The following is a 12,000-nucleotide window of genomic DNA, read 5'->3' on the forward strand; positions in this document are numbered from 1 at the left end:
AGACGATATATTTTATAGATAGTTTCAAATATATTACACATTTAGACATTTTTCTAAAGTATAATGTATTTTGTGACAAAAATTAAGAGGAGGACATGATGTTTAAGCTTAGATTAACATTGTTTTTATCACTATTGTTTATTGGCCTAATGTACCCACAAACCAACTCTCACGCTAATACTGTTTCACATATAGTAGTAGCGGAAGATAATGTCAATATTAGAGAAGGCCCTAGTACAAGCTTCACCCGTATTACCAAAGTCTCAAAGGGCCAGAAATTCGAAGTTCTAGAATTTAAAAATGATTGGTACCATATCAAGCTTAATTCAACCCAATCTGGCTGGATAGCTGGCTGGCTTATAACTACTGAATCAACTTATCCAGGTGCAATTTCCCTTATCAACGGTTTAGAAGTGCGATCAGGAGCAAGCCCCAGGTCCGCTGTAATTGCAACCTTAGTTAAAGATGAAAAAATAATGGTTAAACGTGAAGTTAGTGGATGGTATGAGATAGTGTCCCCAAACGTAACCGGTTGGGTTTATCAGAATCTGCTATACTCTGACACTAAAGTTACTAATGGAATAGTAGAAGTATACGGTTCTCCTAGTACTAGAGTTCCAACTTCGGGTTCTTTAATAAATGGAACAAACATTACTATTTTAAAAGAAATTAATGGTTGGTATTATATATCATCCCCTAGTTTAGATGGGTGGATTTATCATTCCCAATTAGAAGTCGGGAGCCCGATTAGTGACTCATCTGAAAGGGAAGAAGCAATGGTATTACCAACAAACCTAGATGTATATAGTGGCGCCAGTTTAAGGACAAGTAAAATTGGTACCTTATCAAAGGATACAAAAGTTATTATCCTTTCAGAAATTAACGGGTGGTATGAAATAAATTCCGCTTCAATTAATGGATGGGTGTACAGCGGACTACTTAACACAAATATTGATGTTTTAGGTGAGTTTGTTAACGTTTATGGTGCTCCAAGTACAAGGGTAGATACGATAGGGAATTTAACAAAAGGTGATAATTTAATACTACTCAGTGAGATAAATGGCTGGTATAAATTTTATAATAGTGAATATGAAGGTTGGGTTTATTATGAACATGTCAAAAACGGTAGCCCGAACCCTATCAATGGAAATAGTTCAAAAGCAATTGTATTGTCAGATAAACTACCCTATTATTCAGGTGCGAGTCTAAGAACTACTCTTTTAGGATACTTGGACAAAGATCAACCTGTTTCTATCATCAGGGAAATAAACGGATGGTTTGAAATTAATGTTAATCAGAAAATTGTTTGGGTATATGGCGGTTTGTTAAAATCTAGCATCACATCTTCCAATAAGATTGTAAACGTTTATGGTGTACCTAGTACCCGTGCAGAAGTAATTTATAACCTTCAGAACGAGGTAATTTCTGTAACAAAAGAGATTAATGGTTGGTACTATTTCACAAGTTCATCAAAAAGCGGCTGGGTATATTCTACATATCTTAATGAGGGAAGTCCTTATCCTATCAACCTTTCTGGAGAGAAAGCAATTGTTTTATCAAATAATGTCAACGTTCACAGCGGGGCTAGTTTAAGAACTTCAATCATTAATACTCTTACAAAAGATGATCCTGTTAAAATCATCCAAGAAATTAATGGTTGGTATCAGGTAGTCTTCAACAACAATTCAAATGGATGGATATATCAGAAACTATTAAAAACTGACTCTACTGTTGTTGGTAATTATGTTGATGTGTATTCTTCTCCAACTACTAGAATCAGTCCAATTGGCACTTTAAACAAGGGTACATCAATAGAAATAGAAAAAGAAATCAATGGTTGGTATTATATCAAATCCTCAAGTATTAATGGATGGGTTTACTCTAAACACATAACTGAGGGAAGCCCACCTCCAACTATGATACCTGGAGTGGCTATTTCAGCGTCTCCTTTAAAAAGTGGTCCTGGTTCTGAGTATTCTACTATTATTCACTCATTAGTTAAGAAACCTGTCTATATTAAAAGGCAGGTAGGGAATTGGTACCTTGTTTCCTTTGAGAATATAGAAGGCTGGATTAATATAGAGTCCGTAAAAGTTATTTCTAAGCCAAACACTTCTCTATTAGGTAAAGTAATTGTACTGGACGCGGGACACGGTGGTGTAGATCCAGGTGCAATTGGGGTTTTGCTTAAGATGCAGGAAAAAGCGCTAAATTTAAGGACTGCACAACTTCTTGAAGAGAAGTTAACTGAATATGGTGCGATCGTTGTTCAAACAAGAACAGTAGATACTTATATAGAACTTTTTGAAAGAGCTAGAATAAGTAATTCTAACAATGCGGACGCATTCATAAGCATACACTATAACGCCCTGGGACCTGTACCTACTGCTAACGGTATAGAAACTCTCTACTACAATAAAAGCAGAGATGAGCTTCTTGCTAAGAACTTACAAAGTCAACTAATCACTTATACCGGTTTAAGGGATCGTGGCGTTAAGTATCAAGATGTAAGTGTATTACGAAACAACCAGCGCCCTTCAGCTCTAGTTGAACTAGGATTCTTGTCAAATCCAATTGAAGAAGCAACAGTGGTAATGAACTCGTATCAAGAAAATGTCACAAATGCCATGGTTCAAGGTCTGTTGAATTATTTTAATAAGTAAATAAAAGGTTCGGTGTGAATAATCACACCGAACCCTTTTTTATTTATTGATTTTTTAACAATTGCTCTTCTGATACTTTTCGAACCACTTTTGCAGGGCTTCCTAACACTAGCTCCTCTTTTTGAACATCTTTAGTTACAACGCTTCCTGCAGCTACTGCACCATCTTCATGTATTACTTTTCCTGGGAGGACTGTTACATTCGCACCTATTCTTCCACCCTCTTTTATGGTCACTCCTTTGAACTTGTCATAACGTTCTTTTGAGCGTGCCATATAGTTATCATTTGTAGTAACAACGCTTGGTGCGATAAAGACATAGTTTTCAATAGTAGAGTAAGCAGTAATATAGCAATTTGTCTCAAGTTTACACTTCTCTCCAACGACACAGTCGTTTTCAATAGCTACTCCTCTTCCCACAATTGTTCTAAAGCCCACTTTAACTCTTTCTCTAATTGTTACTAAGTCCGCTACAAATACTTCCTCTGCAATTTCGGCATTTGCATAGATAATTGCAGAGGTACCAATTGTACATCCTGCTCCAATAATTGTTGGGGGTAATTTTTTCACCTCTGGTAAAATAGAGTTTTTAGCCCGTGTTGGTTGTTTACCTATTACTACATTGTCTTGAATAATTACATTATCTCCAATTGTTGTACCTTCATAGATTACAACATTATTTCCAATAGTTACATTTGTACCAAATTTAACATCATCCTTAATGACTACATTTTGACCGATAACAGGTTCATTCATTATTGATTTCCTCCTCTTTTTCCACTCACAACATCATTTTTTAGATCTTCATTCATAGCATGAATCAAAGTTTTTGCGTTCTCTTCCCAAGAATGGTATTCTTCAACATATTTCCTGGCATTCCAGCCCATTTCTTTCATTTTTTCAGGGTTCTCAAAGGCATATTGAAGCTTTTCTGCCATTTCTTTTTCACTCTTAACCTCAAATCCACCATGTGACCGTTTAACAATTGTTTCAGGCATATTACATCTGATAATTGTTGGTATACTAGCAGCCATATAATCATAAACTTTGTTCAAACTCATTCCCCACTTATACAGATCAGCATCTAACATAGATATTAACCCTACATTACATCGTGACAATAAACTAGGAATAAGCTCCTTTGGAATTGGGTCAACAAAGGAGACATTATGAATATTTTCATTTTTAGTCCTAGAAATCAATCTTTCTTTTTCTACCCCATCACCAACTAAAAGAAAATGAACGTTATTATTAGTCTCTCCTATTAACTTTGCTGTGTTTAAAAGCACATCCAAGTTATTTGCTAAACCATGAGCACCGGTATATACCGCTAAGTATTTACCATGCAGTTGCTTCAATTGTTTTTCTACGGTATCAGGAAGGGAGTAAATACTTTTATAACGATCAATATCGACCCCATTAGGAAGATAAATGATTTTCCTATCTTCTATTCCTTTGCTCCTAACATAATCAGGTGCTTTATCAAACAATACAATAATTCTTTTTGCTTTTTTATATAGAAATAATTCTAACTGACCCAACACTTTAATTATGGGGTTTCTCTCTGAGAATTTTCCAAGGTGCACTAATGTTTCAGGCCATAAGTCTCTTTCTTCAAAATAAAATAGCGCTTTTTTGTTTACAGACACAATATAACCTAAAAATGCAGCTAATGGATGAACGATAGTTCCCATTACAGTATCGGGTTTTCTATCTATTCTTTTTGATGCTTTCCAACCTCTATATGCATAACTAAGGATATTAAATACCCTATTTAGATTGTTTTTTCTGTATGGTGTTGTTTTTATCCATACATACCTAATACTTTCCAGTTCCTCTACCTTGTAATATTCCTTAGAGTCTTTAGAAAAATGGTTCTCTTTGCGTGTTCGGTGATCAAATGATGAGGCAAAAATAGTTACCTCATGACCGGCATCAATTAATCTTTTACTTAAATCATAATCCCTCGTTATCCCACTTTTCCCCGGGGCAATGGCATAATGGTTAAATATCCATAGTTTCATTATAAATCACTCACAATTTTAAGTTAGTTTAAATTAGTGTTTTAAACAATTCGATTTCTTTAAGCGTTGTTTTCTCTAATGAAAATATCTCTTTTGTTATTGGATCAGGTACCTTTTTCAAATCTATTTCTTGCAATACTTTATCTAACGATATTTCTGCTGAGTCATTGTTAAAGAACCATACATTATGGAAATCTTGAAGCATTTCTTTACATATCGGAAGATCAGAGGTGATAATAGGCATTCCATAAGACGCAATTTCACACATCATTACCCCTTGTGCATCCAATCTAGTGGGCATTAACGCACATCTATAGCCATTTAATTTTTCCGCTAATTGCTCCGGCTTTAAGAAATCATCAAATACGGTCACATTGTCTGGCTTCTCTATATATTTGAATAAACTCCCTTTACCATATATATCAAATGATAAATGAGGATATTTTTTGGCAATTTCCACTACTATATCAACACCATATTTAGGGTTGTCTAAGGGTCTTATTGTTATAAAATCACCCTTTTTTCTATCATTTGTGATATACGATTTATCTAAAAACACATTATTCATGGAGTTAGGAATAATAACAGAACTCTTATCTACTATCTGCTTGTCTATATTTGTATTCTCAATAAATACATCCCTCATCCAATTACTTACAAAAACCATGTGAAGTTTTTGGTCTCTAACTTGCTTTACAATAAACTTCTTCATTGCAAAAAGTTTATAGTGATCATATATGTTTTGAACATATTTATTCTTTTTCTTTGTTGGCATGAATGCAAATGGTTTAGGATAATAATTATTCATCTTCATTACTTCATGTCCATGAAAAAACATAACTAGTTGTTCTATCTCATCGTTATATTTATTTAAGAATCGAATATGATTTCTAATATTAGGCGCGTGACTAATTACTATCTCAGAGGTAGAATATAACTTTTTCTTAACTACCTCTTCTTCAGTCACTACAGTAATTCCATCATAGTCATAACAAACTTTTGCGTTAAATGATAGTACATTAACTTCTATATTTTTATTTTTATACTCTAAATTTCTAGTATGAACAAAATTCATCGCATATTTATTTGCTTCACTAGGGTAATCTTGAGCAAGTACTAAAATTTTCATTAGAACTAACTTGACACCTCCTAAATTTATTTAGATTGCATTAAGCTAGAATAAGCTGTCTCTGCCCTATTTAGCCATAAATGTTTTTGTTTTAAACTTTCAACTGCATTTTTTTCATATAGAACTCTCTTATTGAAGTCAAGCATTTCTCTTATACCTAGTTCTAGGTCTACTGCATTATCCTTAACGACAACACCAAAGTTTCCATCCTCAATCAAATCTTTCTGAGCGTTACAGTCTGTAGCAACTATCGGTAACCCATAAGAAATATATTCAAAAAGCTTAACAGCAACAGCAAAGTCATTATAGAAATCTTTTTTAATTGGAACTATACCAAAATCTGCTTCCCTATATAAAGGGACTAATTGATCACCATGAGCGTGGATCATTTTTAACCACTCAGCATTTCTATAAGGCTCAAATAGCTCTTTATATTGATTAAGTTCATTTTCTCTACAAACAAGAGTCAAAGAAATATTCATCTTAGTATCATTAATACTTTTGATAGCTTCTAACATTTCATAAACACCGTACCTAGGATGTATTCCCCCAACATATATAGCTTGTACCACTTCTTTTTCTTGAGGTGGATTTCTATAGTCAGTTAAATCTACACCACCAGGAGGGAGTATCTCCAAGCCCTTAAATTCTAGATACTCATTCATATAGATACTAGGCAGATAGAAACATGTTACATATTTCTTATATATTGCAAGTTCGTATTTGAACAACGATTGCATAATAGGTTTAACAAATCCATTTACCTTATATAGTTCATCGAATTTCCAATATATATCTCGATAAAAAAGACCTAAAGGTATCTTGTTTTTTTGTAGATATTTATAAAATTTTATATCTACAAATGCATTACGAGGTATATGATCTTTATCCGTTAACCAAAGTGGTATTGTAGCATTTTCTGTATAACAACATTCAATTTCTTTGGGATTAATTTGTTGATAGACTTTTTCTAATTGTAATTTTCGACTATTAGAATCGCCGTGTATTTCTATGATTTCTCTATTAATAATTTCACCAAACTTACGGAAAGCCTCAAGCATCTTAATTGGTCTTACTGAAGATCCGCTTTTTTGCTCTTTAAGTTCGTAGGGATAATAAACAATAATTTTTTTCATGTTTAACTTTACCTCAATTTTTTAGATTCTGTATCATTATATACTCAATCATCTCTAAATAAAAGAAAGTTAAGATTTCTCTTACTCTTTACGTGTGACAATATTGGGAATATAAAACAATTCAATAATTCTTTGTTTCAATAAATACAATTGAATAACCCAAAACACCACCTCTATAAAATAGAGCTGGTGTATAAATGGAATCAAGGCTTAAAAGTATCTGGTTTAGGGCCCCTGCCAAAGTGATATAAAATTGATTTAACTATACGATTAGAAGCCATTCCATCTCCATAAGGGTTTGAGGATTTAGACATCCGTTCATAAAATTCTTTGTTATTTAAGAGTTGATAAGATAGTTCATAGATTTTATTCTCATCTGTACCAGCAAGTTTCAAAGTTCCTGCTTCTATTCCCTCTGGACGTTCTGTAGTATCCCTTAACACTAGAACTGGCACTCCAAGTGATGGGGCTTCTTCCTGCACTCCTCCAGAATCAGTTAAAATAAACGCAGATCTAGCAGCAAAGTTATGAAAGTCAAACACTCCTAATGGCTCAATTAAGTGTATTCTAGGATCATCACCAATTATCTCGTTTGCGATTTCTCTTACTGCCGGATTTAAATGTACCGGATATACTACTTGCACATCTGAATGTTCACTTACTATTCTTTTTATAGCTCTAAACATATTTCGCATAGGAGTACCGACGTTCTCTCTACGGTGAGCTGTAAGTAAAATTAGTCTATCTTTACCAATCTTATCTAGTACTTCATGTTCATATGTTTCTCTCACTGTTGTTTTCAACGCGTCTATTGCGGTATTCCCAGTAACAAAAATAGAATTTTCATCTTTATTTTCACTTATTAGGTTGTTACGTGACTTGTCGGTAGGTGAAAAGTGAAGATCTGCTATTACTCCTGTAATTTGACGATTTACTTCCTCAGGGTATGGGGAATATTTATTCCATGTCCGCAATCCCGCTTCGACATGTCCTACAGGTATTTGATTATAAAATGCAGCTAAACTAGATACAAAAGTAGTAGTAGTATCTCCATGTACCAGTACGAGGTCTGGTTTCACCTCTTGCATTATTCTTTCTAAACCTTCCAACGCACGTATCGTAACTCCAGTTAATGTTTGTCGATCCTTCATAATATTCAAGTCATAATCGGGTTCTATCGAAAACAGTTCAAGCACTTGATCCAGCATTTCCCTGTGTTGTGCTGTAACAGTTACTATTGATTCAATATGCTCTTCTTGTTTTCTTAATTCTAAAACTAGTGGCGCCATTTTTATAGCCTCAGGTCTTGTACCGAAAATGGTCATTACTTTTATTTTTGGGGTCATAGTTCTTCACCTTTCAAATCATAGTTACAACTAATGCATTACTTCTAAAATATACATCCAAGATTATCACAGTGAGTATACATGCACAAACGTAATAATTTTAACCTTATTTTTATTGTATCCACTAACTAGATTTTAATTGGAATTTAGAGTGAACTTTCCACAACTTACAAGAGTCACTAGTTGTACATGTAAGATAATAGGTTTATATTACAACTTTTCAGGGTAAGTTTATAAATAAAATAACATTAAGAATATATTGCAAATCGAGGACATAATTTTAAGTAATATAACAAATAAAGTGAGGGCGATATGAGGTGGCTACTAGTACATATAGAATAATCCCTTTAATAAAAAAATTTAACACAAAAAAGATCTCGCTAGATGTACAATGGACCGAAATGTCTATAGTAATGAATGCCTATGGGATAAGATTGATCTTCCTTTCTTGTATAAGTCCTTTTCTTACTATACTCCCAGCTCTTGCTTTTCAACTTGCACATGATACATTCTCTGTAACTGGATATTTACTTTCCAGCTTGTTACTTATTCCATGGCTCGTTGTCCCGACACTATTCATCCAGCACATCACATCTCACTCCCGCTTTGGTAAAATTTTTTCTTATGTCTACGCAGGCATACTTTTTGTTTCTTGCATACTTTGGGTAACCTTAATTAAGTTTTAATTACAGAAAGCGCACAAAAGTAAATGTGCGCTTTTTATATTATTCTTTTCCTGTGAAATAATTGACCAGATGTTTAGCCCATACTTCATGACCCTTTTCATTTGGGCTGAGGCTATCAGCATACACATAGTCTTGCAACTCATCGGATTGGTAGTCCGGCCAACTTGTCCAATGGTTGATATAAGTATAGCCATTTTCCTTTGTCCAATTTTCCAGTGCTTTAACATCAATTGGATAATAGATAGCTTTGTGAATAGGTTGTCCAGGTTGTAGAAATATGAACATGTTTGGATTTTCAACTTTAAGTTCTTCTATTATTTCTGAGATATTCTGCAGTGAATGATCGATTAAGATTAGCCCGTTGCTATTCAATAAAAACGGCTCTATAATTACGATATCTGATTTAGAATTAAAATTTTCTAAATGTAGATCCCTTTGCGCAACCTCACTTGTTGTTACCTCTCCCTGTACTGCAGTTACACTGATATTAAATAAACCATCATATACACGTTCCATTTCCTTTATAAAAATAGTGGTCCAACTAGTATCGTGTAAGGCATTCACTTCCGATCCGATAATCGCTACATTGACAACGTCTCCACTTTTGGATTTTCCCAGAAGAGTTTCTACCAATGCATCAGGAAGATTAGATAAACTTTTACCCGTTGCCTCAATATTGTTTTTTACTACTTTTGGAGCGGTTGCTGTTGAATGATTAATTAAGCTTACCTCTCCTTCCACCGTTATTCCTAGTTTATTATTCCAATGATAGTTTCCATATACAATTGTTCCTATACATACTAGTATAACTAGTGTCATAAACGCTTTCAAAATTACCACCTCATACCAAATATACTATTTTTTTAATATTTTTCAATAGTTATGTAATTCATGAACAAGTGGCGACTCTCGAAACATTTTTTTACATTTTCTAAGGTGATTTGCCTGTTACTATATTGTATTGTTAGTTCAAAGGACATATAATTTAGTGGATAACTACAATAGGAAGAAGAGGATTGCATGTTTAAAAAGAAATGGTTCAAAGTGTTAATCAGTATACTTGCCCTATCTACAATAGGTGTAGGAATTTTCGCATTTAGTGTCTATAAATCTCTGGAAAACGCTGCAAGTTCCATGCACACTCCATTAGATCGGACTAATTCTGACAAAAGACCAAATCAGGTAGATTTTAAACAACAGGATCCTTTGTCCTTCTTGATTTTGGGTGTGGATGAGCGACCTGGTGATAAAGGGCGTTCAGATTCAATGATTGTATTGACTGTAAACCCAAATGAAAAAACGATGCAAATGGTAAGTATCCCACGTGATACTAGAACAGAAATTATTGGAAAAGGTTTTGAAGATAAAATCAATCACGCTTATGCCTTTGGGGGACCAGAAATGTCTATTAAAACAGTGGAGAATTTTTTAGATATACCTATAGATTACTTTGTGCAAGTGAACATGGAGAGCTTTAAAGATATTGTGGATGCTGTCGGCGGCGTGACGGTTGATAATAAATTGGAATTTAGTCAAAACGGCCATTATTTTCCTTTAGGTGACATAGAATTGAATGGGGAAGAAGCATTAAGCTTTTCACGTATGCGTTCTTTAGATAGTGATTTTGGCCGTCAACAAAGACAAAGAGATGTTATACAAGGTGTCATAAATAAAGGAGCCAGCATTTCTTCTGTTACGAAAATTGATGATATATTGGGTATTCTAGGTGATAATGTTCGAACAAATTTGACTTTTGATGAAATGGTGGATATACAAAGCAATTATAAAGCTGCCCGTCATCATTTGTCTCAACATCAATTAACAGGTTCAGGTACCAAAATCGATAATATCTACTATTTAATTGTTGCAGAGGAAGATCGTATCAACTTATCCAATCAGCTTAGAGAACATTTAGAGCTGGATGAAGAGGTCGCGAGTAAAAATTAATAACAATAAGGGGCTACCAAAGTTGGTAGCCCCTCCATTTATTATCCTAATAGCCCAAACAATTTCCTCTTTTTGATTCTCTCCGGAATTTCCTTCATCATCATAGAACCTTCCACAAGCAACTCTGCATTTTCCATCAGAAGGTATTTCGCTTCCGTACCACATTCTTTTTCAATAACTTTATAAGCTTCAGCCATTTGAAAGCTTCTATTCTTAAGATTATGTGCGTCAGATGCAACAAGATGGGTAAGGTTGGCATCAATCAGGTCTAAGGAAAACTTTTTGATTTTCTTTCCAAACTTTCCTGCTACACTAGATGCTGTTACTTGTGTACATGCACCTTTTTTAACTAGTTGGTATAGTTTTTCCGGGTTTTCAATCAATTCTGCATTCCGTTCAGGATGGACAATAACAGGGGTCAAACCTTTCAGCTGAATATCATAGATGATCTTTTCCGCATAGAGGGGAACTTGGCTAGAAGGGAGTTCAATAAATACATATCTATCTGTATTGTTTATAGTAAGTAGTTCATTTCTCTCGTACTGTTCCAATAGTTCACCTGAAATACGGCACTCTTGTCCAGGCAGAATTGTTATGTCAATGCCTTCCTTTTCCAAGCGGTTATTAAGCTCCTTGACCTTCTCTAATATGTCATCTTTGGAATTCATGTACTGCCCATTATTATGATGGGGTGTTGCAACTATTGTAGTAATTCCCTCTTTCACAGCAACCCTGGCCATCTCTAAGCTCTCCGTCATATGTCTTGCTCCATCATCCGTACCAGGAAGTATATGGCAATGAACATCGATCATTATTTCCCCTCCAAAAATAGTACTTTTGCACTATCAATCGTTCTTTATATCGATTAGTACTATATTATCATAGAAGAAAATCCTTGAGAACGGGTATATTTTGTCGAATTAGGTAAATACAGTGCTTCTTTCAACTTCCAACAAACAACTAAACCAAAAATTAATTATATCGGTAAAACAAAATATCCTTTATTCATTCTATATTACGCATTTTTTGTGGAATAAAAGTTTTTTATAAATAACTACTTTTTAACTATTA

The 12,000-nt window shown here is 34.1% G+C and carries 9 protein-coding genes; 2 read left to right on the forward strand and 7 right to left on the reverse strand.

Going from position 1 to position 12,000, the window contains the following annotated elements:
- Window positions 1–95 precede the first annotated feature (95 nt).
- Window positions 96–2,663 carry an SH3 domain-containing protein gene (locus AAV98_RS05060; RefSeq protein WP_082380773.1) on the forward strand — a complete coding sequence of 856 codons (2,568 nt, stop codon included), beginning with the start codon at window positions 96–98 and terminating at the stop codon, window positions 2,661–2,663.
- A gap of 43 nt (window positions 2,664–2,706) precedes the next feature.
- Here AAV98_RS05060 and AAV98_RS05065 read toward each other — a convergent pair whose 3' ends face one another.
- From AAV98_RS05065 to AAV98_RS05090, 6 genes are all read right to left on the reverse strand, one after another.
- On the reverse strand, window positions 2,707–3,417 hold the full coding sequence (locus AAV98_RS05065; protein WP_060664484.1) for a DapH/DapD/GlmU-related protein: 711 nt from the start codon (window positions 3,415–3,417) through the stop codon (window positions 2,707–2,709).
- The gene (locus tag AAV98_RS05070) at window positions 3,417–4,685 is read right to left on the reverse strand and encodes a glycosyltransferase family 4 protein (protein WP_060664485.1); all 1,269 of its coding nucleotides are present in this window, start codon (window positions 4,683–4,685) and stop codon (window positions 3,417–3,419) included. Before AAV98_RS05070 ends, AAV98_RS05065 begins: the two co-directional genes overlap by 1 nt.
- Before the next feature lie 28 nt (window positions 4,686–4,713).
- Window positions 4,714–5,814, reverse strand: a complete 1,101-nt coding sequence (locus AAV98_RS05075) for a glycosyltransferase (protein WP_060664486.1) — start codon at window positions 5,812–5,814, stop codon at window positions 4,714–4,716.
- 26 nt (window positions 5,815–5,840) lie between these two features.
- Window positions 5,841–6,950, reverse strand: a complete 1,110-nt coding sequence (locus AAV98_RS05080; protein ID WP_060664487.1) for a glycosyltransferase — start codon at window positions 6,948–6,950, stop codon at window positions 5,841–5,843.
- Window positions 6,951–7,153: 203 nt separating this feature from the next.
- Window positions 7,154–8,296 (reverse strand): non-hydrolyzing UDP-N-acetylglucosamine 2-epimerase, encoded by a 1,143-nt coding sequence (wecB, locus tag AAV98_RS05085; RefSeq protein WP_060664488.1) that lies wholly within the window; start codon window positions 8,294–8,296, stop codon window positions 7,154–7,156.
- Between the two features lie 725 nt (window positions 8,297–9,021).
- The gene (locus AAV98_RS05090; protein WP_060664489.1) at window positions 9,022–9,813 is read right to left on the reverse strand and encodes an SGNH/GDSL hydrolase family protein; all 792 of its coding nucleotides are present in this window, start codon (window positions 9,811–9,813) and stop codon (window positions 9,022–9,024) included.
- A 189-nt stretch (window positions 9,814–10,002) separates the two neighbouring features.
- Here AAV98_RS05090 and tagU point away from each other — a divergent pair, with 189 nt between their 5' ends.
- On the forward strand, window positions 10,003–10,929 hold the full coding sequence (tagU, locus tag AAV98_RS05095) for a polyisoprenyl-teichoic acid--peptidoglycan teichoic acid transferase TagU (protein WP_060664490.1): 927 nt from the start codon (window positions 10,003–10,005) through the stop codon (window positions 10,927–10,929).
- 41 nt (window positions 10,930–10,970) lie between these two features.
- On the opposite strand, the gene AAV98_RS05100 is transcribed toward tagU, so the two are convergent.
- Window positions 10,971–11,741: a tyrosine-protein phosphatase gene (locus tag AAV98_RS05100; protein WP_060664491.1), complete on the reverse strand. Its 771-nt coding sequence runs from the start codon at window positions 11,739–11,741 to the stop codon at window positions 10,971–10,973.
- Window positions 11,742–12,000 lie beyond the last annotated feature (259 nt).

This window comes from Bacillus sp. CHD6a (genome assembly GCF_001293645.1).
In the GTDB taxonomy this organism is placed as follows: domain Bacteria; phylum Bacillota; class Bacilli; order Bacillales; family Bacillaceae_I; genus Sutcliffiella_A.